The sequence below is a fragment of the Paenibacillus phocaeensis genome (genome assembly GCF_900021165.1).
GTDB lineage: Bacteria > Bacillota > Bacilli > Paenibacillales > Paenibacillaceae > Fontibacillus > Fontibacillus phocaensis.
Window position 1 is genome coordinate 19,625 of the sequence record NZ_FCOQ01000017.1, and the last position, 20,837, is coordinate 40,461.

Here is a 20,837-nt window from a genome sequence, read left to right on the forward strand (position 1 = left end):
GAGGGCAAAGCATGTCACTTCCAGTTGAATTAACAAATATATTCCGTGTAAAGCAAAAGTCCTACAAAATGGTGCTTGTGCTTGCGATGATTGACACTTGGCAGGAAACGCACGATAAGTTGCTTAAGTTTGATGATGTAGCGAGACGTTTTCTAACATACTACCAATATAGAGAGAGCAACGGTCTTGTTGTGGACTTACCTCCAAATAAAGTAGCAACACGATGGGAGATCATGAACGTTCCGCGAATAAAGACTCATATTCTAGATACTCCAATAGAAGCGCTTCGTTCGGTTGTTGTTAAACAAGCGGACGGGGCTTTTTTGACATTTGCGGATTCAGTATGGGCGCAAGGGGATGCGGTGTTATCGGAGCTTCAGGATTATGCTAACCGTGAATTGGACCTATACCATAACCAGCTTGGACAGGAGCCGCGCTTCTCGCTTCACGAGAGTTTGGTTCATATCCTACAAACCTATCCTCAAGCTAAGACTGAATCTTTTACGAATCACGCGCTAGGTACTTTGTTCAGAAAAAAATTGCCGGAGCAGTTTAGAATGCTTCCTTTTATTTCGGAGCATATCAAAATTCAAGGTTCAGTAGGGATGGGGAACTGGGCAACCGTACCTTGGCTAGCTCTTATGGATACCCGAATTACGAAATCCACCCAATACGGGGAATATATCGTTTACCTATTTGCTGAGGACATGAGTGCGGTCTATCTGACTTTTAACCAAGGGGTTACGAAACCGATCCAAGAGCGAGGAAGAAAAGAAGGGTACAAGTTCCTACAGCAAAAGGTGACGGAAATAAGAGAGAGCCTTGATTTTCAAGCTTTCTCCAAAGATGAAAATATCCAGCTTACTTCAGCTGGTTTGGGCCGTGATTATCAAATATCGACGGTTGCCTACAAGCGGTACGATGCGTCTCAAATTCCGAGCGATGATCAATTAATTGCTGATTTAGAACAATTGATGATGACCTACCAAAAATACGTCGATCGGGAGCTTCAAATAGATCAGGTCGAAGATCCTGAATATCCTTTGGAAGCGGTGGAAGAGAACATGGATGATGAGGCAGTTCGCGGGCATTTGGATGGTATTCAAACGTACATTAAAAATAAGGGTTTTGCCTACCCGACTGGAATGATCGAAAACTTCTACCTCTCCCTCAAAACCAAACCCTTCGTCATCCTAGCAGGCGTATCAGGGACCGGGAAAACGAAGCTCATTAAGCTCTTTGCGGAGGCGATGGGAGCGACTTCAGAGAATGGGCAGTTTACGTTGATTCCGGTCCGGCCGGATTGGAGTGATCCGTCGGATCTGATTGGTTATAGTGACTTGTCCGGCAAGTTCCGTCCGGGGCGTGTTACCAAGGTATTGTTGGAGGCATCCCATAACCCAAGCAAACCTTATTTTATCTGCCTTGATGAGATGAACTTGGCACGAGTAGAGCATTATTTCAGCGATATGCTTAGCATTCTGGAGACTCAAGAATGGTGGGGTGGACGAATTGCTACTGATCCAATCATTCATGACAGTTCGCTTGTGCAGGATGAGGATCGAGAGATATATGGCAATCTGTCGATTCCGGAGAATGTATACTTGATTGGGACGGTCAACATGGACGAGACGACGCATCCTTTTAGTAAAAAGGTGCTCGATCGAGCGAATACGATTGAGTTCAATGATATCTTCTTGGCTCAATTTCCTGACGAGGAGTCACAGGTAGAGCGACGTTCAGAGGCCACGCCAAATCAGTTCCTAAGAAGTGACTATTTGCAGCTAGTAGATGCCTATCATGCGGAATCCAAAGCCCTGATTACGAAGACGACCGATACGTTGGTGCAGATCAATCGCATTTTGGAGGAGATTCATGCGCATGTCGGTTTTCGGATTCGGGATGCGGTGTGCTTTTATATGCTCTATAACCAGCGGTTCGGGTTGCTTACCGAGGATGAGGCGTTGGATCACCAGTTACTCCAGAAAATATTGCCTCGCATTCAAGGCAGCAGTGCTTCAATCCGGAGAGTCCTTCTGAACTTGATGCGGGAGTGTGTGGGTTCCTCTTTTGCTGTTAACGAGTACTTAGAAGATGCAAATTTACTGTTCGAGGGGAATAAGCTCAAACCCCTGCTCGATCAGGCCAAGTATTCGCGTAGTGCAAGGAAAATCGCTTCGATGTTACGGAGGCTTGAAGAAGATGGATTCACCTCTTACTGGTTATCGTAATGCGCCGATGGAGTTATTGCGCATAGAGACCAATCTGTTTGATCTCTTTATCAAGGGGAAGCCATTTCATCCGACTGTCGAGACGATGCAGCTTCATCGGCAGGAGGGGGAGGTGTGGGTGGACGCCCATTTTCAAGTAGAGGTTCCCTCGCCGAAGGTGGAGATGAACTCGATTCAAGTCTTTTCGCATGAGTCCTCGGGTCTCCGAACTTGGAATCCTGGCGATCCGGCGGAGCCCTTGTTTTATGAAACCCAAGCTTATGAGTTCGTAGTGGAGAAGAAACAGGAGGATCTACCGATCATCTTCTTCCATGAAAATCTTCACTTACGGCAAGCGGTTAACCCTGTAGGCCGTCATGGCCGTGTTATGTCGGGGATCCTTAACTTTCAGAATGAGGTTGGCCTCTCGGAGCTGGAGCTTCGCCTGCATGGCGAGGTCATCTTTAAGCTGCAGCTCGAAGTGTTCCCCTCCAAAATGGACTACAAACGCGATTACGAAGTGATTTTGCGAGAGGTGAATGAGCAGATCTATAATCTGTCTTTTGACTTTCTGCGCAAGACGTTTCATCTGACCGGGTTAAGGGAGACCCGGCATCAGAGTGTGACGGAGTTTTTTGCGATATTACAGCAGGTTTTTGGGCAACTGACCCAAGGGATCGATCGGATCAAACATGCCCCCCACTACAACATGCGCCGGGAATCTCATCTGGTGGAGGCGTCGAAGGCGAAGCGGGTGGGGAAGGAGAATCTCGCTTTTTTGCGCAAAAGGCCGGAGCTGTTTGTTCCGGGGCAGGGGCTGCCTACGCATGTGCTGGAAACCCGGCGGTATACGGACTTCGATACGGCGGAAAATCGGTTCATCCGCTGGGTGTTGCTGCGCATTACCTCGAAGCTGAAGGAGCTACGGTCCTACGCAGCAAAAAAAGGAACCGCGGATCCCGTCTTGCTGAAGAACATCGACGTGATGAGTTCGCAGTTGCAGCGGCTGTTACAGCAGGATTTTTTACAAGTCGGGGAGATGAAGCAGGTTTCGATCACGCTGGTCTTGCAGATGGCTCCGGGGTATCGGGAGGTCTATCGGATTTATCTCTTGCTGATGAAGGGGCTCTCGATTCAAGGGGATCTGTTCCGGTTATCGATGAAGGATCTGGCGCAGTTGTATGAGTACTGGTGTTTCCTGAAAATCCACGATTTGATGCGGCGGAAATATGAGCTGGTGAGCCAGGATTTGATTAAGGTGGATCGGAAGGGTCTGTTTGTGACGCTGGATCGCGGGCAGAAGGCGAAGATGGTCTATCGGAATCCGCGGAATGGGGAGGTGTTTACGCTCTACTACAATTCCCTGCCTCAGGGAGACGGCCACTCTACGTTGGCGCAGAGACCGGATAACGTGCTGACCCTGAAAAAGAATGACGCGGCGATTGAGTATAAGTATATTTTTGATGCGAAATACCGCTTGAACCCCGCTTATGAGGGGACGCCTTACTGGAAGAAGTACAAGCAGCCGGGGCCTGAGGAGGACGATATCAACACGATGCACCGCTACCGGGATGCGATTGTGTACCAGGATGGGCGGAACGGCGAGTATGAGCGGAGTATGTTTGGGGCGTATGTGCTGTTTCCGTATCCGGATGAGGTGAAGTTTAGGGAGCATCCTTTTTACAAAAGCATTCAGCTCGTCAACATCGGGGCGATCCCGTTTCTACCAAATACGACGGATTTGATGGACCATCTGCTGGAGGAGATCATCCAAGACAGCCCGGAGAAAGCCTACGAACGTTCCACTCGCCCTCGCGGGACGAAGGAATATTACTACAATAAGTTTGCGGGCAAAAATGTCCTGGTGGGTTCGCTCAGGGAGCCTTCCCAACTAGATATGGCGTTGAAGTATCAGTTCTACCATATGCCGCTGAAGAATATCGTCGACCACAAGTTGCTGACTCAAATCGAATACATCGCGATGTGCCAGTCTCGCAAGAAGTTCCAAGGTCCCGGCAACATAGGTATTCACTGGTTCGGCCGCGTCCGGGATTGGAAAGTGGTTCGAAGACGGGAGATTACAGAACGGCCGGCCAGGCCCGGGACGGAAGAGGAGCTTTATGTGAAGTTTACGATTGAACGTTGGGAGCGGCGGGACCAACCGATTGCTCTTGGAGGGCAAAGGATTTACACCTGCCTCTACACGAGCAAGTACATGTTTGATCGGGCTAGTGAAATTGCCGAGTTGAAGTTGGAGAATGAAGAAGACTTGCGGGAATGGCGCGAAGCTCGCAGACTGGGTAAGGTGAAAGTGCAACTGGATCACACCGATGTGGACTTGGCCGAGAAAGTGGTGGGGATTCTGGTGGAGGAGTCGTAGGGGCATGGCTCACCATTATGAACACCATCCGCAAGAGGATGGTGTTTTGCATTTTATGAATTGGGAACCGTGATGCAGTGAGCCTCAATAATCGAAACCATCTCTTGAAAATGAAAGCGATGATTAACCATATCTACAGTAAAATCCTCGGCTTTCTTTGTGTCCATCTTGAAGAGCAGGTCATTATAGCGCAGGAATACAACCAGTGCTGTAAAAGCAGTTCGTTTGTTTGCGTTGTGAAAAGGATGGTTTTGGCCGAGGGATTCGAACATAGCTGCGGCTTTTTCGAAAATAGTAGGATAAGCATCTTCACCAAAAGCGGAAGATTGAGGTCGAAGGACAGCCGATTCGAGCAATCCAGGTTCCTTAACTCCAATGTGTTCCCCCGGGCTATATCGTTGAATCATGGCAACATTGATTGCTATTACTTCTTGGACGGATAAATAACGGATGGATGTCATCTGTCTTTAAGTCCCCGAAGCGTTTGATCGTATTCTTCAATGACATCCGTCAATGTATTCATGAAGTCCGCACTTATTCCTTCAGGCAAGGAGACTTTTGTTGACTTCTTAATAATAATTTCTCCTGTGGCTGGACTAACCTCAATGGTGACGGTGTCACCTTGATCCAGTCCAATTTGCTTCAAGGCATCCGTCATGGTTATACCGAGGCTGTTGCCCAATTTGGTCACTTTCCGTTCCATCTCAATCATCCTGTTCATTAGGTTTCCTCCTTATCATCATATTCAATTGTTATAACAATTATACAGTTATAAAATCGAGATGACAATCAGGCTGACCTGGAATTGAGCCGATTACGGGGCGTCCCAGTATCGCATACGATGCTTAGGTTAGGTGACATCAAAACCGTGACTACACCTGTAGAAGCTTGTGTTGTCTTCATTCATGCGGATGATAGAAGACCCTATGCGAAACGGTCAGCTCAACCCGAGGCGGAAAGCTTGTCAACTCAGGTTGATAAGCTTTCTTTTTATTTCTATACTATTGATAATCGTTATCACTCGTGGAGATCGATAGGTTTTCGAGATTGGTCGAAGGGGCTGCGTATTAATATGAATCAGAATAGATCAGCCGGGATTCCATTTCGCGATCTGCATTTTTCGATGACCGGCATCCACTATCGAAAACTAACAACCGGGTTAACGGATGAGCTGACGGGTACGCATAGGCTGCTGCTGATTGCAGGAGGACAAGGAAAGCTGGAGGGGAGCGGCCTCCATGTCGAGCTGAATCGGGGGAACAGTCTGTTGTTGCCTCCGGAAACCACGGCGAGGATCCATCAAGAGGGGAAGCAAACGCTTCTCTATTATTTGCTGTCCTTCACGGTGTATCGTATGGAAGATGCACGAGGGAATGGAGAGGTTCGTCTGATACCAAGCAGCCAAGAAGAAGTGCTTCCATATGGAGATATGGCGGCAACGGCGTTCAGTCGGCTAGAGGAAATGATGATGGAATTGTACCGGCATGCTGACGAACATGAGGGTCAACTTCAGATGGCCGATCACTTCCGATTTCAGAATTTGATGTATTTTATTCTCGAACGGAAGGTTGACCCAGCGGGGAAGGAAAGTCCGGAAGCGGCTGTGGGCCGGACGATTCAGTACATCCAGCAGCATTATCAAGAAGCGATAAACGTGGAGCAACTGGCGCAAATGGCGGGCATAAGCCGGCGCTGGTACAGTTCCTTATTCAAGGAACAAACAGGGCAAAGCCCAAACCATTATTTGACCGATCTTCGAATCCGCCGTGCGAAGGAAATGCTTCATATGACCGGCAACCGTTTCTATGACATCGCGCGGCAAGTCGGCTTTCAGGACGAACACTATTTCAGCAGGCGTTTCAAGCAGACCGTCGGACTTTCTCCCCGGCAGTATGTTACGAACCGGCGATATCTGGGGATGTCCGTCACGTATCCGGAGCTTCTGTATTCGCTTGGCATTACGCCAGTCGCCGCCCTCGTATTCCAGAATGATTTCCCCTCCTATCTTAAAAGTGAGTTTTCAGGTGTCTATCGCTTGTACGGTTCGAAGAAGCCCGATTATGAATCCATTCGGTCAGCAAGGCCCGACTTCATACTGGCACCGGCCTGGCAGGACCAGCATCACTACGAGGAGTTGTCCCGAATAGCTCCGACCGTATTGCTGCCTGAACAAGAGGATTGGCGAGATGAATTGCGGGATATGGCGGAAATTTTGGGAAAGAGAAAAGAAGCCGAACGAGTTATACAGGATTATGAGTCCAGAATCGCTGTAGCGAAAGAGCGTTTGCAGTCGATGATCGGAGACGAATCGGTCATGTATGTGCGGATATCGGGAGATGAAGCCTATATCCATGGCATGCATTCGCATAGAGGAAAAACCATTCACCGGGAACTGGGATTAAAGCCTGCCGCGTTATTGTATAACGAGAATCCGGGTATCGCTTTGTCCAGCGAGACCTTAAGGCGATTAAGTATCGATCATATCATTCTGCATATCGACGAACAGATACAAGCTAGGGAATTCTATGAGGAATTGTCGCAAAGCGAGCAGTGGAACGGTTTGACGGCGGTCATGAATAAGCAGGTATATCCTGTAAGAGGCAGGGATTGGTATAACTTTTCTTTTTCTCCAATCGCTACATGTTATGCCGCGGAAGAAATGGTTCGGATTCTTGAAAAAAGGCAACGCAATCCTCGACATTCCTAAAACGGAAGTTGCACTTCCCAATTCTCCAAGCGGTCGTTCTCATTCCTCCATAGGCCGAGTCCAGTGGTTTCTTTATAATGAGAATGAGAATTATTATTAATTAGACCATAGACTTGGAGGAAAGATGCGAATGAAACGGACAAGAAGCAGGATGGCCTTATTCGTATCCTTAGGGGTACTTTTGTTGTGCGCAGCTTGCGGTGCGGGGGGCAATGAGCCGGCTCCTGCGGCCGAAGAAGCATCGAATACAGCATCAAATGCGACCCAGACAGTAACGCCATCGGCAGCAGATAAGCAGCGTGTCGTCAAAAGCATGAAAGGGGATATTACGGTGCCCGCCGATCCTGCAAGAGTGATTGGCACTACGGTGACCTATCCGGAGTTCTTATTTGCGCTTGGCATAACGCCGGTTGCAGCTGAAAATTATCATGAGGAATTCCCTTCGTATTTCAACGGGGCCTTCAAAGAGGTTATAGATCTGGGAGCTGTGGATAGCCCTAATTTCGAAGCCGTACTTGCTGCCGAACCGGATCTCATCCTTGCGCCGGCTTGGAGGGATGAGAAGAGCTACGACCAGCTTGCGAAAATCGCCCCAACGGTGCTGCTGCCGAACCGGGACGATTGGCGCGATGAGCTTCGGGATATCGGGGAAGCGCTCGGAAGAACGGAGAAGGCCGAACAAGCCATTCAGGAATATGAACGTACAACAGGAGAGGCGAAAGAAAAGCTCCAGACGTTAATAGGGGACGAAACCGTTGCTTATATGAGAATAACTCCAAAGGGAGTCTTTATTTATGGGGCAGTTTCAAGCAGAGGGCGTATTATTCACGAGGAGCTTGGCCTGAAACCGGTTGAAGCTTTTCCGAAAGAAGAGAGCACCGTGCAGATTTCTTTGGAAATACTGCCGGAATACAATCCGGATCATATCATTCTCCAGGTGGACAGCGGCTCGGAAGCGGAACAAGCGAGAATGGAATATGAAAATATGGCAATCAGTTCAATATGGAAAAATTTGAATGCAGTCAAAAATGGCCATGTTTATCTTGTAGGAGACAATGAGTGGTTTAACTTTGGTTTTTCGCCTGTAGCCAACACCTATGCCATTGACGAGATCGTGAAAGTCATTGAACAGAACAACTAACCGGAACGGGGGCGAACCACGATGAGCGATGAACTGTCCCGCGTAATCCGGGAGAGGAGAACCGTCAGGAGATACAGCCAGAAGGAGATCACGGATGAGCTTATTCTGGAATTGCTTGACGATGCGGTGTGGGCTCCTTATCATTCGGCCAGGGAACCATGGCGTTTCATCCTGTTTAAAGAAGAAGGACGGAGAACATTTGCGCGGGCGGTTCTCCAAACCTATACCAGGGAAGAGCTCGAGCAATATGGCGAGTCAGCGGAACGGGATTATTGTGATAATGCCGTCGCGCATCTGATTGTTGTCGCCAAAGAAGAACCGCGTCCGAGAGAGGCCGAGGAGGCTCTTCTGGCATGTGCGGCACTTATTCAGAACTTTCAGCTTCTGGCATGGAGCCGAGGAATCGGGGTTGTATGGAAAACCAACGAGTACAACTGGGATCCGCGATTCCGCAAGGCTGTCGGGGTTCGGCCGGGGGAGAAGGTTGTCGGCACGCTTCATATGGGGTACTACCCTTTGGACAAATTACCGAAGCCGCGCCCCCGCCATAGGGCTGAGCAATTAATAAGCTGGCATAAATCGTAAAGTGGAGAGGGCAATCTCTCTCCTTTAGTTAAGACGCAATGAAAACCCGCTCCCTGAGCGGGTTTCTGTTTTTATAGCTCATATATTTTAACTTTACATTCTGTTACAAAAGGTCAACATAGATCGTTTCTACGTTAGAACGATAACAGCATTTTTTCTGGAGGGAAATGATGAAGACAATGAACATCATGGGTATATGTTTTTTATTCGCCTTACTGTTGCCCGCGTGTAACAACCAACAAACTATATCAGAACAATCTCCAATCACGGACGGGAAAGCAGATATATTGAAGGTGTCCACGGATTTGCCGAAGAATGCCGGGTGGTGGATTGTTCACCAAGATGTGAATACCATGACCATTCGGGTAGAGGCTAAAAATATCGAAACCGTTCTATTTTGGATTACTCCGACGGGTACGGAAACTTGGGGGGAAAGAGAACTCATTGGTTATGATAAGGATGGGAGTGACGGCTGGTCTTTGACATGGAACTTCGGCAATCGGAGTTTTCACGACCGCATTTATGTTCAAGCCTTAGGAAGTGATGGGGCTACTCAGAACACAGAGATCATTAGTATTACTTCAGAATGAAAATGATAGAACTGCATGCGCAGTCATTTTATTGTATTTGCGATTTCAATTAACTTTTGGTAATCGTATAACGGTTCAAGATTGTTATTTTTCCCTGAAATAAGAGAGTAAGTTAAACCCTCGTTTCTCCAATAGATGGCACTTACATGTTCGTTTCCTTGGTCCCATGTTTGCGAACCATTAGCTAATTTTTGACCTTTCTTCCCACTCGGAGTCGTATCAGCCTTTGAGTTTGTAATCATAAGGATCAGGTTCAATCCTTCATCGGTATTTACATACGTAATTTCTACTGCATCAAACTTACCATCGGTATCTAAAATCCTTGCTGATTTTTGAGTAACTGGGAAAGGAACGGATGGTTGTTTTATTTCAAACGGGACCTTATTTTCCGCCTCTTCAATTGAAATTTCGACTGGAGGACGTAGATCCAAATTAGTCGTAGGTGGCTTACTTTCCGTATTTTGTGAGCAGGCAGACAATAAAAGTGGCACCATACATAGGAACAGCAACTTATGTACAGGTTTCATTTAGTCACCTCGATACCAGAATAGTTACTTCTACTACGTTTCCACTAGCTGGGAAGTTGCATTAGAATGTACATGTAATCAGTCCTATTCATTTACTAGTCAATAGAGGCGACACCCTCGCCTCCATGAAACAAGACGAACAAGCCTTCAGCCAATGATGTGGTTGATGGAATTTATTTGTGTATAGTAATGTAAAGCAATTCACAGATAGCAGAAGGGGGTCCTCGCTATGGCAGTCGATCGAGAACAGCTTCAAAGTATACTTAAGAAGGCCAGCCAACGTGCTCGTCAACAAGCCAAACAATCGGGAGCATCCCTGTACTATATTAAGGATAACCGACGTATTCGCGAGGATGCTGAGGGGAATAAATTCGAGATCATTTTCGATTCACAGGGAAAGCGGACGGAGCGGAAGTGTATTGAATAACCATCCCTCGAAGTGCGTTATCGGGTACATTCTTCGTAGAAGCCTATGTGGCGTTGCCATCGGATAGGGGTTCGACTCCCCCTCGCCTCCATAGGGTAACTCCACAACAACGAAAAGGAGCTTCGCTACAATAAAATGTAGAGAAGCCTCTTTTCGTTTGGGTCATGATTTCCGAATTACGGGGATCCATACTTCGACTTCTGCGTCGGCCGGATTTCCGTTTAGCAAGATTTCAGCAATGGGACCTCCGTGATATTCGTAAGGGAAGTTCTCGGTCAAGACCTCCGTGAATGCTTGATCTTCAAGTTTGTCAAAGGCAAGGCGCGACAACCCGCCTTGGCCACTCAGAATCAGATAGTGACTTTGGGGGAATAACACCTCTTCCGTTCCGTCGATAGGGGGTTGGGTGGTACGGATACCGGCATAGTAGAACGTACCGCTATCCTTAGCGGCGATTACTCCATACCCGTACTTACTCTCCGAGAGGGGGCGAAGCAAGGTCAACTTGCCGCTCTGAATGACGGACTTGAAGAACTCGGTCTTTCGGATGGAATAACTATCGGTATGGATGATTGCCTCTTCACCCAGCAAACTAGGAAATCCTATGAAACGAAAGGCATCTTTCTCTTCCACTCTGTAATTGCTCATTTTGATAAAAATCCTCCTCTAAAAGGTTGAATTTAATAGTCCAGCGGCACAAGGTCCAGCTTGCTGATATTTACGGGATCGGAGATCAAATCGATTTCGGCGATCCTTCCCTGCCGAATGGTGTATTGGAGCACGTACTGCAAGTGACCTTGAGGGGCCACGATCACACCAACGGAACCGTTTATCAGAGCGGTTTGTGAAGCCTGTATGCGCCCGGCAACCTGCTGGGCTAGATGGTGGGCTCCATGAGTGATGCGCAATCCTCCACGCTGACGGTCGTCCCGAAGCACAACATTCGGGTCAAGCACAGCCAACAGCCTGTCAAAGTCAGCATCCCGCGCCGCAGCGAGGAATGCTTCGATCAGCTCGCGTTGATCAGCCAGAGGAGTCTTGTCTTCTGGGTTCCCACCTTTCACACGGCGGCGTGCACGACTGGCCAGCTGTCTGGTAGCTGCCTCGGTTTTACCCAGGATAGAGGCAATTTCAGTAAAGGGAATAGCGAAGATGTCGTGCAGGACAAAAGTGACACGCTCGGATGGACTCAGACTGCCAAGCACTACCAGCATTGCGAGTCCGACCGAGTCTGCCAGTAGGGCCTCTTGTTCAGGATCGCTATCCGAATCATTCATGAATGCATGGGGCGAATAGTCTTCCACCGACTCCTCTCGCCGCGATTTACGTGCCCGAAGCATGTCAAGGCAGATTCGGGAGACCACGGTAGTCAGCCAACCGCCTAGATTCTCAATATTTCTGGCATCGGACAGGCTTAGACGCAGCCAAGCTTCTTGAACCGCATCCTCTGCCTCGCTCCAAGATCCCAGCATTCGATAGGCTATCGCGAGAAGGTTCTTGCGATTCTTTTCAAATTGTTCCGCTATCAATTCCTGTGCGTTCATCACTCCGCTTCCTTTTCCCTTAAATTATGTTCTCATTAGTCTGACGTATGGCCATTGGATGATGTGACAAGTATCCCCGACTCGAGCAAAAAAACAATTTGTCTTGGAGTGCGGGTATGCGCTGGGAAGAAGTGCAGGAACGACTTCCGAAATTTGATAAAAAGGTATGAATGAACTTTAATGGGGCTCGATGCCTTTCGCCTCCATATGTATATTAAAGGCCCTGACCTTACGGTCGGGGCCCTTCTTCTATCTAAAATTCAAACTCAAAACTACCCTCTTCACTCCATTCAAACGGACCGGGCGTGACATTGGCATCAGGTCTCCTGTTTCCGAAAAAGTCGGAGTCGAAACGATATGGAGTGCCGTCCGGCTCCTCATACTTCATTTCGGCGTGATAAGTTTTGCCCAGCAGATCGGTGGTCACCAATAGGGCAGAGGCCCCTCGAAGCCATTCGGGCGCATGGACCTGAATTTGCACTTTGCCTTGCGCAGGATGAACCTGAACGGTGATGCCTTTCTGCGCATCCATTTTCGCATGGGGCTCATGACTGCCTGGAACCGCATGGTTAAGATATACATTTCCACCCATCGCCACCGGAAGAACGGCATTTCCGATAAAATAATCCTTGGCGGCGTCGCCAAGCGCAGCAAGCTCTTCTTTGGTGTATTCCCACCATTTCTTATCTTTGGCATCGGGATGGTTGTCGTAGCCCCCCAATCCCACAGGATAGAGATAGCAAATGGAATCGTCCGGAACCCCATCCATGACCGTCTTCCCGTTCTCTCCAACTTCATCCCTTGGTTTAAGCGGAAGATGCTCGAAAAAGGTGATGGGAACCGGCTCCTGATTCGCACCCTCATCCCCCAAAAAGATATTGTTATAGTACCTGTCATCGCCCCCGGTGATATTGGAGTACCCTGCCATGGCTGTCTCGTGAGGGAAGTGATACGGCGTCGTACGGGTAATCTCGGAACGAACGACAAATCGGCCCGCAAACAAATTATGGACAAACGCTCCGCCCTGCGCCATATTTCGGAAACTCATGGGAGAGAGGAACAGATTGTGATCCGCCATATACGGACCATGGCAGACCTCAACGAACAAGTCTTCAGATAGGTTGTCAAAAAATACATTGCGGCTGATCCGGGTCCCCTGTGCCTGCCAGTCAAGCCAAAGTGCGCGGTAGCAGCTATAGATGATATTTTCACAAATTTGAGTATCCAGGGAAGCATGCAGTTTGATTCCGGCGACTTCGGCACCGTGTCTGAGCCTCTTGTGGTGAATATTATAAATGCGGTTCTGGTAAATGTGGCTGAAAGCGGCCCCCATATGGCCGACAATCCCTGCCTGTTCGCAATCATGAATCACATTACCTCGAACGATGTGACTGCCGATGCGATCTTTATGCCAACCAGCGCGTAAGGCTCGCAAAATCACTTCCTGCTCACGTTGAGTACCGCCCTTAATATGCTTCCCCGAAGACTTGGTGTGACCGGTACCGATTGCAGTCCCCAGGCTGATCCCCACGCATTTGGATTCACAGATGAGATTGTTTTCAATAATCCAACCTTTGCTCCAGTGAGGGCCGATCAAACCTTCCTGATAGTCCGTAGGCGGCGCCCACCCGGGAGAGGCCTGGCGAAGCGTGAATCCGCTTACAGTTATGTAGTTAATTCCGGGTTTCTCAGGCCAGAAGCAATAAGGACGAACATTGATTTCTACATTTTCCTTGCGAGGATCTTTTCCGCCAAAATTGGCCCAGATCTTGGTTGTGGCAGCTCCAACTTCGGCATACCACGTTAACAGGGAGTCTTTCGGATATTTGGCTTCGGGCCAAATTTCGGGCTGGCGAACCTTCTCGACACCATCGCATTCATACAGAGATTTGCCATCCAAATAGACATCCCCGAGATGGACCGGGAAGGGCCCGTCAAACACCCAGTCTCCACGGAGCTCCTCTTCAAAGGGATTACGAACGGAAAATAGGGAGTTAGGTACTTCTGTACTCCAAACAGGGCCTCCCTCCGACTTCCAGTCCGTAATCCGTTCAGCGCCTGTTATGACGACTTCCCCGTCGCCTGCGGATCGATAGAGGATTCGATGCTCCGCTGTTCCACCATGAGCCGGGTTCACCCATTCCCGGTATACTCCGGCATGAACGATAACCGTATCCCCAGCCATGGCAAGAGCCGCAGCGCGTGATATCGTACGAAAGGGTTGATCGATGGTTCCGCTGGCCTGATCATTTCCATTCATGGATACATGGTATTCCATAGAAATCTCCTTCTTCCTGCCTATCGTATTCGCCCGTTCCAACGGCTAAACCTATTGTACAAATGATGGCTGAAATGGTCAAAAAAGACGCATCATTTAATATATTTCAATATGGCTCACCATTATGAACACCATCCGCAAAAGGATGGTATTTTGCACTTATGAATTGGGAACCGTGATGCAGTGAGCCTCAATAATCGAAACCATTTCTTGAAAATCAAAACGATGATTAACCATATCTACAGTAAAATCCTCGGCTTTCTTTGTGTCCATCTTGAAGTTTAGGCCATTATAGCGTAGGAATACAACCAGTGCTGTAAAAGCAGTCCGTTTGTTTGCGTTGTGAAAAGGGTGGTTTTGGCCGAGGGATTCAAACAAAGCTGCGGCTTTTTCGAAAATAGTAGGATAAGCATCTTCGCCATAGGCAGAAGATTGAGATCGATGGACAGCCGATTCGAGCAATCCAGGTTCCTTAATTCCAATGTGTTCCCCCGGACTATATCGTTGAATCATGGCAACATTGATTGCTATGACTTCTTGGACGGATAAATAGCGGATGGATGTCATCTGTCTTTAAGACCTCGAAGCGTTTGATCGTACTCCTCAATTACATCCGTTAAAGTATCCATGAAGTCTGCACTTATTCCTTCAGGCAAAGAGACTTTTGTTGACTTCTTAATCATAATTTCTCCTGTGGCTGGACTAACCTCAATGGTGACGGTGTCACCTTGATCCAGTCCAATTTGCTTCAAGGCATCCGTCATGGTTATACCGAGGCTGTTGCCAAATTTGGTCACTTTCCGCTCCATCTCAATACTCCTGTTCATTAGGTTTCCTCCTCATTAACATATTCAATCGTTATAACAATTATACAGTTATAAAATTGAGAAGACAATCAGACTGACCTGGAATTGAGCCGATTACGGGGCGTTCTAGTACCGCTTACGAGGCAAGCTAGAGCAAATCTATATTCTTGGCGAAAAGGGAAATTGCAAATAGTGAGCAAACAAATGATGCTGTTACAGAAATGAAATCCTTCATCGGTATTTGCATACGTGATTTCTACCGCATCAAATTTACCATTGGTATCTAAAATCCTTGCTGACTTTTGGGTAACTTGGAAAGGAACCGAAGGTTGTTTGATTTCAAACGGGACCTTAGCTTCTGCCTCTTCAATTGAAATTTCAACAGGAGGACGTAAATCCAAATTAGGAGCAGGTGGACTGCTTTCCGTATTTTGTGAGCAGGCAGACAATATATATTGACTATTCTTCCTGCGATTTACCCTGCATGTTGCTTTCCACAACCGCCGTGAGATCTTCTTTCGTCAATGGTACTGCGCGATCCTGTAGAGCCAGGGTGAAAAGCTAACTTTTCGAAGGCCTGCCCCCCTCTATCTAATGTACAACACTTTAGCAGCGAGAAAAGGGACAATGGGTTTAAAAAAGAACAAGTCCCAGAGAGCGTTTCTTCCCTCAAGGACTTGTTCCGTTCCTGCAATCCTCCAACTTCGATTGCAATGCTTTTTAAGTCGCCGCCCCAAACTCATACCTCACCTGCGTCAACTCCTCCGAAACCGTCCACAACCGCCGCGCGGCGGCTTCGTCATGGGAACGCGGGCTCGATTCGACCTTCTTGGGGAAGCCGCGCAGTTCGAGAAGGCTTGGCCCAAAGTAGTCTCCGCCGCGGACGTCTGGCGCGGTCGCTGCGTAAAGGGTGGGCAAGACGCCCATTTTCGGGGGCTGCGCGAACATCGGGTTGAGGTGTCGCATGAAGTTGGAATGCCGCAGCGCATTGGTTGCGGACCAGCCCGGGTGTGCCGCTACGGCCACGGTGGATTGGCCTGCAGCTACAAGCCGACGCTGCAGCTCATAGGTGAACAAGAGATTCGCCAGCTTGCTCTGAGCATAGCCGAGCGAGGGCTTGTAGTTCCGTTCCAGGTTCAGGTCATCAAAGTGGATGACTCCCGACCGATGCGAAATACTGCTTACGGTTACAATCCGTGCCCCCGGCGTGGCATCCAGCAGATCCAGCAGTAAACCGGTCAGCGCAAAATGCCCCAGGTGGTTGGTGCCGAATTGCTGCTCGAAGCCCTGCACGGTTTTCCCGTAAGGGGGATGCGCCACGCCGGCATTGTTAATCAGGAGATCCAGCCGCGGGTAGTTCTGGCGAAAGGCCGCCGCAAAAGCGCGGACGGAGGCCAGATCGCCCAGATCGAGCGCCATTACAACGACTTGGCCCGACGGCTTAAGTGCCCTGATCCGGTCAGCGGCCAGGTTGGCATTGGCGATACTGCGGCAGGCCATAATGACCGTCGCCCCTTTGCTGGCTAGCGCCCGCGCCGCCTCCCAGCCAATCCCGCTGTTGGCTCCGGTTACGATCGCTATACGTCCCGTTTGATCCGGGATGTCGTCTTCTGTCCAGGATGTTGTCATATGGGTTCGTCCTTCCTTTAGATCTGAGAGCCGCCTCCATCCACAGGGATTTCGGCTCCGGTGGTGTAAGTCGCATCGAATGCAAGGAATGCGACAGTCTTGGCTACTTCGATCGGTTCACCGAATCGCAACATGGGGATCTGCTGTTCCATCTGCGCCTTGGTCTGCTCCGCCGCTTCCTTCGGCATCGATTTATCCATAATGCCGGTGTCGATCGGGCCAGGGCTAACCGCGTTGACGCGAATCTTCCGCGGCAGCAGCTCGCGGGCCAGACTGCGGGTCATCGAGCGCAGCGCGGCTTTACTGGCCCCATAAGCACTAAGCATCGGGATCCCCACGGTGTTCGCGATCGAGGTCGTAAGCACCACGCCGCTTCCTTCGTTGAGCAACGGGGTCAGTTTTTGCACGGTAAAGTACGGACCTTTGGCGTTGATCGCCAGCAACTCGTCGTACATTTCCTCGGTCGTCAATTCGAAGGGAACAAAGCCCGTGATGCCGGCATTGACGAACAAGGCGTCAATCGTTCCGAACTCGGCCTTGACCCGGTCGACCAATTTATCGATCGCCGTTAACGACGCGGTGTCGCTGAGCACGGCGACCGCATTGCTGCCCAGTTGTTCACGAGCGGAGTCCAGCTTCGACTGGGTACGCCCGGTGATCAGGACGCTTGCGCCTTCATCCACCAGCAGCTTTGCTGTCGTCAGTCCGAGCCCGCTGCTTCCTCCCGTAATTACGATTTTTTTGCCTGCATATTTATTTCCTCGATTGTAGTCCATTCTCCTTTTCCTCCCCTGGTTAAATCGATATTCGGCTTTCATAGACATCTTGTCTGTGCTAATCTTATCTAAGCGAATGGGGTCCTACAACCAATACACCGGCGATTTTGTGGGTTATCCAACACACGCCCTGATTTGTTGGTTTTCTATCCTGAGAGAGAGGAGAGGCTTAACATGCTCACCAACCCCGACGATCCCCGTGTGAAAAGAACGCGTCAGCTTTTGATGCAAGCTTTTATGGAATTGCTGGAGCAGAAGAAGAACGTCTCTTCGATTACCATACAAGATATTACGGCATACGCGACGGTCAATCGCTCGACGTTTTATGCGCATTTTGAAGATAAATTCACATTTCTCGAGAGCTGGATGAGGGAGAAGTTCCTGGAGAAGCTGGAGGATGAGCTGCCGAATGCGGTTTTATCCGATACCGGGAGCTTGCGGACGCTGATCTTGATCGTTTTCGATTTCCTCTACTGTACGCGTCCGTATTTGTCTTTGGCGGATCGTCAGTATGAGACCTTGTTTGAACTCGTGATGCAAAAGGAACTCTATGACCTCTTATTTGCCTGGTTAAGCGAACAAGCGGAGCCCTCCGTTTCACGCAAAACGGTGGAGACGACCGCCCTGATCGCGAGCTGGGGCATCTTTGGATCGGCCATGGAATGGAGCAGGGATCCCCAGCAGAGCCCGGCGGAAGACAGGGTGAGAGAGGTTCTGGTGGTCGTCGCTGCAGGTTTGGCCCCCGTCATGGGGGGTTAGTGATTCGATAAGAGGTACTAGTCAACGTATTTACAGGCTTGCTGGTTGTACTCAAAAAAGAAGGCGAGGAGCTTTAACCATGTCCGAGAATTTTGTCCTCAACCGGGTGCATTTACCCGCCCGGGAGCCGAATACGCCGTGCTGGTTCTGTTCACCGTGGCGGTTGGCTTTAACGAAGAGCTTTATTTTCGAGGACTGAGCTTCTCCTTCCTATCGCGAATAGGCCGTAAACAGGCCGTGATCGGCTCGGCCGTGGTATTCGGTGTGCTGCATGCCGCTAACGCTTTGAGCGGAACGAATCCGCTTGAAGTGCTGCTGCAGATCGCTTTTGCTTTTCTCGCCGGACTTGCGCTGGCACTCATCGTCAGTATCACCCGAAGCTTGTGGATTGGCATCGTGTGGCATACGGTCCATAACTTCCTCTCCTTCAGTTCGGAGATGGTCTTCGACCGGACGGCGCTGGTGGTGGTTTCGGCTCAAGTCTTCATTTTGTTGATCTGTACGGTGGGGTTATGGAAGCGCGGAACGGCAGCCGCCTGATCGAACCTCCCATCCTAGCCTAAAGTCTAGCATGCAAACACCACCTCAGACGGTTATATCACGCCAATACGGTAGTTATAATGGGGTTATAAACTTGGTGCGTGACTGATGAAGTTAAAGGAGTGTTTGCTAGTGAAGGCAGTTGAAGCGACGAATGTGGCGAAAGTGGGGAAGGTTCATTGGGCGTTGTTTAATCCCAAAACCTATGCAACGATTCTCTATTTGCTGTTATCTCTCCCGTTGGGGATCATTTATTTGACGTTAGCGATCACCGGGCTTGTTCTTTCCATTGCGCTAACCCCGGTATTTATCGGGATTCCGATGTTTTTTGGAATGGCCAAGCTGTTGAATGGAATCGTGAGCTTTGAGCAAAGTCTGATTCGGCATATTTTGGGGCTGCCGGTTCCGCCTGCTGCGGTTCCGAATCCGGCACAACCCGAAGCGAGCCAGAATTGGTTCAAGCGCATGGTAAAAGGGTTTGACGGGGGACTGTTCATTCGCAATCTGATGCTTGTCCTCCTTCGGTTTGTCACCGGGATTGTCTTCTTTGCAGTGATGGTGGTAGCCCTTGCCCTGGGGATCGGATTTATCGCTCTTCCGGTGGTGCATATCATTCTGATGAATGAATTGAAGCTGGATATTTTGGAAAATAACCTGTTCACCTACTTCCATCTCGATTGGACCTATAACCAGCAGTATATATTGTACGAAGGCGTGGGGCTCTTCCTGTTCCTGGTCGCGCTTCGCGTAGTCAACGGGCTGATGCAGGTACAGCGCAGAATCATGTATGTGGATGAGGCCTATCTGCAGCCGGCGCCGGCCCCAGCCCCAGCTCAATACCACGCACCCGTTCAGCCGCAATATGACGAGTTCATGGACGAGCAGCCTGCGCAAGAGAAGTTGTGGCTGGCTTAAAGAGGCGCTTTAGGAGTTAGCAATCAGACTGAGCAGATCAATATAACCGCCAAACAAAATGAGTTCTGTCGCTCTGACAGAACTCATTTTTCGATTACACGCTGCAACTGCGCTGCCGTATCCGCTGAAGCGGTATAAATCATGATCTTCAGATCCGGTTGGGTCGGTGGTTGCAGCGTCACATGTTCAAATTCCATTTCTCCGATCCGCGGATCGTATCTCCGTTTGTGGCGAGCAGTCATGACCTGGACGTTATGCAGCGGCCATATCTCGCGAAATAGCGGGCTGCTCTGCATCAATTCTTCAATCAATGCCTTGAACCTCGCATCATGAGGGAAGTGCGCGTAATCCGCGCGAAATTGCGCAATCAAGACTTGTATCCCGGCTTCCCAATCCTTTATGTTTGACCCGAGCTGGTCGTCCGTCAACAGATGTCTCATCCAGTTGAGTTTCTGCGTCTTTTGATTGACCAATGGCGGTAATCGGAAGACGAACTCGGCCGCCTTATTCCACAGCAGCAAATCCCAACATCTTCCGAGCACGAATGCCGGATTCGGATCAAGAGCTAGGACCGTCCGTTCCAAGCCGACATTTATGTTTGGGTCCTCTGCCTGATCCGGTTGTACCGGTCTTGCAAGAAGGTGAAGATGGCGGCATTCATCCTCAGTCAATCGCAGCGCTTTGGCAATGCTATTGAGCACCTCCTCGGATGGATTGATATTTCTGCCTTGTTCCAAGGAGGTATACCACGATGTTCCGATATGGGCAAGTTGGGCTACTTCTTCCCTTCGAAGCCCCGGGGTCCGCCGTTGTCCATAGGAGACTAACCCGACATCCGCTGGATTCAGACGCTCTCGACGTGATCGCAAAAATTCACCTAGCGACATTTTGGATAGAATGTCATCCATGTAGGATTCCCCCTTAAGCCTGACACTCCCAATCCTACGATCCACGCAGGAAGGAAGCTGTTCGCACACTCTATTATACTGCCAGTGTACCGGTTAAAAAAATTTAGGGGGATTC

At 49.3% G+C, this 20,837-nt stretch carries 21 protein-coding genes; 10 read left to right on the forward strand and 11 right to left on the reverse strand.

All coding sequences use genetic code 11. The features are described 5' to 3' along the window. The first annotated feature begins 11 nt into the window (after positions 1-11). Positions 12-2,231, forward strand: a complete 2,220-nt coding sequence (locus BN3795_RS09810; RefSeq protein WP_068784517.1) for an MrcB family domain-containing protein — start codon at positions 12-14, stop codon at positions 2,229-2,231. Continuing rightward, positions 2,203-4,590 carry a restriction endonuclease-like protein gene (locus BN3795_RS09815; protein WP_068784518.1) on the forward strand — a complete coding sequence of 796 codons (2,388 nt, stop codon included), beginning with the start codon at positions 2,203-2,205 and terminating at the stop codon, positions 4,588-4,590. Before BN3795_RS09810 ends, BN3795_RS09815 begins: the two co-directional genes overlap by 29 nt. A gap of 53 nt (positions 4,591-4,643) precedes the next feature. On the opposite strand, the gene BN3795_RS09820 is transcribed toward BN3795_RS09815, so the two are convergent. Both BN3795_RS09820 and BN3795_RS09825 read right to left on the reverse strand, forming a co-directional pair. After that, complete coding sequence (locus BN3795_RS09820) at positions 4,644-5,051, reverse strand: type II toxin-antitoxin system death-on-curing family toxin (protein WP_068784519.1); 408 nt, start codon at positions 5,049-5,051, stop codon at positions 4,644-4,646. Then, positions 5,048-5,311, reverse strand: coding sequence for an AbrB/MazE/SpoVT family DNA-binding domain-containing protein (locus tag BN3795_RS09825; RefSeq protein WP_068784520.1), 264 nt, complete (start codon positions 5,309-5,311; stop codon positions 5,048-5,050). The genes BN3795_RS09820 and BN3795_RS09825 overlap by 4 nt, the downstream gene beginning before the upstream one ends. A gap of 351 nt (positions 5,312-5,662) precedes the next feature. On the opposite strand from BN3795_RS09825, the gene BN3795_RS09830 reads away from it, so the two are divergent. From BN3795_RS09830 to BN3795_RS09845, 4 genes are all read left to right on the forward strand, one after another. Beyond that, a complete protein-coding gene (locus tag BN3795_RS09830) occupies positions 5,663-7,297 on the forward strand; it encodes an ABC transporter substrate-binding protein (RefSeq protein WP_068784521.1) in 1,635 nt (544 codons plus the stop codon). Between the two features lie 130 nt (positions 7,298-7,427). Beyond that, entirely contained in the window at positions 7,428-8,438 is a 1,011-nt protein-coding gene (locus BN3795_RS09835; protein WP_068784522.1) for an ABC transporter substrate-binding protein, read from the forward strand. A 21-nt stretch (positions 8,439-8,459) separates the two neighbouring features. Continuing rightward, positions 8,460-9,023 (forward strand): nitroreductase family protein, encoded by a 564-nt coding sequence (locus BN3795_RS09840; RefSeq protein WP_068784523.1) that lies wholly within the window; start codon positions 8,460-8,462, stop codon positions 9,021-9,023. 170 nt (positions 9,024-9,193) lie between these two features. Further along, entirely contained in the window at positions 9,194-9,613 is a 420-nt protein-coding gene (locus BN3795_RS09845) for a hypothetical protein (protein ID WP_232729899.1), read from the forward strand. Between the two features lie 23 nt (positions 9,614-9,636). Here BN3795_RS09845 and BN3795_RS09850 read toward each other — a convergent pair whose 3' ends face one another. Next, the gene (locus BN3795_RS09850) at positions 9,637-10,140 is read right to left on the reverse strand and encodes a hypothetical protein (protein ID WP_068784524.1); all 504 of its coding nucleotides are present in this window, start codon (positions 10,138-10,140) and stop codon (positions 9,637-9,639) included. A gap of 229 nt (positions 10,141-10,369) precedes the next feature. Between BN3795_RS09850 and BN3795_RS09855 the strand changes: the two genes are divergently transcribed. Then, entirely contained in the window at positions 10,370-10,567 is a 198-nt protein-coding gene (locus BN3795_RS09855) for a hypothetical protein (protein ID WP_068784525.1), read from the forward strand. 162 nt (positions 10,568-10,729) lie between these two features. Here BN3795_RS09855 and BN3795_RS09860 read toward each other — a convergent pair whose 3' ends face one another. The 7 genes from BN3795_RS09860 to BN3795_RS09890 form a co-directional block, all read right to left on the reverse strand. Next, on the reverse strand, positions 10,730-11,215 hold the full coding sequence (locus BN3795_RS09860; RefSeq protein ID WP_068784526.1) for an effector binding domain-containing protein: 486 nt from the start codon (positions 11,213-11,215) through the stop codon (positions 10,730-10,732). Positions 11,216-11,247: 32 nt separating this feature from the next. Next, positions 11,248-12,111, reverse strand: a complete 864-nt coding sequence (locus tag BN3795_RS09865; RefSeq protein ID WP_068784527.1) for a sigma-70 family RNA polymerase sigma factor — start codon at positions 12,109-12,111, stop codon at positions 11,248-11,250. Positions 12,112-12,364: 253 nt separating this feature from the next. Then, positions 12,365-14,389: a right-handed parallel beta-helix repeat-containing protein gene (locus BN3795_RS09870; protein ID WP_068784528.1), complete on the reverse strand. Its 2,025-nt coding sequence runs from the start codon at positions 14,387-14,389 to the stop codon at positions 12,365-12,367. 159 nt (positions 14,390-14,548) lie between these two features. Further along, positions 14,549-14,956 carry a type II toxin-antitoxin system death-on-curing family toxin gene (locus BN3795_RS09875; RefSeq protein WP_068784529.1) on the reverse strand — a complete coding sequence of 136 codons (408 nt, stop codon included), beginning with the start codon at positions 14,954-14,956 and terminating at the stop codon, positions 14,549-14,551. Further along, positions 14,953-15,216 (reverse strand): AbrB/MazE/SpoVT family DNA-binding domain-containing protein, encoded by a 264-nt coding sequence (locus BN3795_RS09880; protein WP_068784530.1) that lies wholly within the window; start codon positions 15,214-15,216, stop codon positions 14,953-14,955. The genes BN3795_RS09875 and BN3795_RS09880 overlap by 4 nt, the downstream gene beginning before the upstream one ends. Before the next feature lie 699 nt (positions 15,217-15,915). Further along, positions 15,916-16,824, reverse strand: coding sequence for an oxidoreductase (locus BN3795_RS09885; RefSeq protein ID WP_068784531.1), 909 nt, complete (start codon positions 16,822-16,824; stop codon positions 15,916-15,918). 17 nt (positions 16,825-16,841) lie between these two features. Further along, positions 16,842-17,600 (reverse strand): SDR family oxidoreductase, encoded by a 759-nt coding sequence (locus BN3795_RS09890; protein WP_068784532.1) that lies wholly within the window; start codon positions 17,598-17,600, stop codon positions 16,842-16,844. Between the two features lie 174 nt (positions 17,601-17,774). Between BN3795_RS09890 and BN3795_RS09895 the strand changes: the two genes are divergently transcribed. From BN3795_RS09895 to BN3795_RS09905, 3 genes are all read left to right on the forward strand, one after another. Beyond that, a complete protein-coding gene (locus tag BN3795_RS09895; RefSeq protein WP_068784533.1) occupies positions 17,775-18,359 on the forward strand; it encodes a TetR/AcrR family transcriptional regulator in 585 nt (194 codons plus the stop codon). A gap of 138 nt (positions 18,360-18,497) precedes the next feature. Beyond that, on the forward strand, positions 18,498-18,899 hold the full coding sequence (locus tag BN3795_RS09900) for a CPBP family intramembrane glutamic endopeptidase (protein ID WP_068784534.1): 402 nt from the start codon (positions 18,498-18,500) through the stop codon (positions 18,897-18,899). A 132-nt stretch (positions 18,900-19,031) separates the two neighbouring features. Continuing rightward, positions 19,032-19,814 (forward strand): sensor domain-containing protein, encoded by a 783-nt coding sequence (locus BN3795_RS09905; RefSeq protein WP_068784535.1) that lies wholly within the window; start codon positions 19,032-19,034, stop codon positions 19,812-19,814. Positions 19,815-19,897: 83 nt separating this feature from the next. Here BN3795_RS09905 and BN3795_RS09910 read toward each other — a convergent pair whose 3' ends face one another. Next, complete coding sequence (locus tag BN3795_RS09910; RefSeq protein WP_068784536.1) at positions 19,898-20,722, reverse strand: helix-turn-helix transcriptional regulator; 825 nt, start codon at positions 20,720-20,722, stop codon at positions 19,898-19,900. Positions 20,723-20,837 lie beyond the last annotated feature (115 nt).

What these genes read in the sequence shown, in the direction of transcription:
- BN3795_RS09810 (WP_068784517.1), top strand. Translation starts at nt 12, where the DNA reads ATGTCACTTCCAGTTGAATTAACAAATATATTCCGTGTAAAGCAAAAG.
- BN3795_RS09815 (WP_068784518.1), top strand. Translation starts at nt 2,203, where the DNA reads ATGGATTCACCTCTTACTGGTTATCGTAATGCGCCGATGGAGTTATTG.
- BN3795_RS09820 (WP_068784519.1), bottom strand. Translation starts at nt 5,051, where the DNA reads ATGACATCCATCCGTTATTTATCCGTCCAAGAAGTAATAGCAATCAAT.
- BN3795_RS09825 (WP_068784520.1), bottom strand. Translation starts at nt 5,311, where the DNA reads ATGAACAGGATGATTGAGATGGAACGGAAAGTGACCAAATTGGGCAAC.
- BN3795_RS09830 (WP_068784521.1), top strand. Translation starts at nt 5,663, where the DNA reads ATGAATCAGAATAGATCAGCCGGGATTCCATTTCGCGATCTGCATTTT.
- BN3795_RS09835 (WP_068784522.1), top strand. Translation starts at nt 7,428, where the DNA reads ATGAAACGGACAAGAAGCAGGATGGCCTTATTCGTATCCTTAGGGGTA.
- BN3795_RS09840 (WP_068784523.1), top strand. Translation starts at nt 8,460, where the DNA reads ATGAGCGATGAACTGTCCCGCGTAATCCGGGAGAGGAGAACCGTCAGG.
- BN3795_RS09845 (WP_232729899.1), top strand. Translation starts at nt 9,194, where the DNA reads ATGAAGACAATGAACATCATGGGTATATGTTTTTTATTCGCCTTACTG.
- BN3795_RS09850 (WP_068784524.1), bottom strand. Translation starts at nt 10,140, where the DNA reads ATGAAACCTGTACATAAGTTGCTGTTCCTATGTATGGTGCCACTTTTA.
- BN3795_RS09855 (WP_068784525.1), top strand. Translation starts at nt 10,370, where the DNA reads ATGGCAGTCGATCGAGAACAGCTTCAAAGTATACTTAAGAAGGCCAGC.
- BN3795_RS09860 (WP_068784526.1), bottom strand. Translation starts at nt 11,215, where the DNA reads ATGAGCAATTACAGAGTGGAAGAGAAAGATGCCTTTCGTTTCATAGGA.
- BN3795_RS09865 (WP_068784527.1), bottom strand. Translation starts at nt 12,111, where the DNA reads ATGAACGCACAGGAATTGATAGCGGAACAATTTGAAAAGAATCGCAAG.
- BN3795_RS09870 (WP_068784528.1), bottom strand. Translation starts at nt 14,389, where the DNA reads ATGGAATACCATGTATCCATGAATGGAAATGATCAGGCCAGCGGAACC.
- BN3795_RS09875 (WP_068784529.1), bottom strand. Translation starts at nt 14,956, where the DNA reads ATGACATCCATCCGCTATTTATCCGTCCAAGAAGTCATAGCAATCAAT.
- BN3795_RS09880 (WP_068784530.1), bottom strand. Translation starts at nt 15,216, where the DNA reads ATGAACAGGAGTATTGAGATGGAGCGGAAAGTGACCAAATTTGGCAAC.
- BN3795_RS09885 (WP_068784531.1), bottom strand. Translation starts at nt 16,824, where the DNA reads ATGACAACATCCTGGACAGAAGACGACATCCCGGATCAAACGGGACGT.
- BN3795_RS09890 (WP_068784532.1), bottom strand. Translation starts at nt 17,600, where the DNA reads ATGGACTACAATCGAGGAAATAAATATGCAGGCAAAAAAATCGTAATT.
- BN3795_RS09895 (WP_068784533.1), top strand. Translation starts at nt 17,775, where the DNA reads ATGCTCACCAACCCCGACGATCCCCGTGTGAAAAGAACGCGTCAGCTT.
- BN3795_RS09910 (WP_068784536.1), bottom strand. Translation starts at nt 20,722, where the DNA reads ATGGATGACATTCTATCCAAAATGTCGCTAGGTGAATTTTTGCGATCA.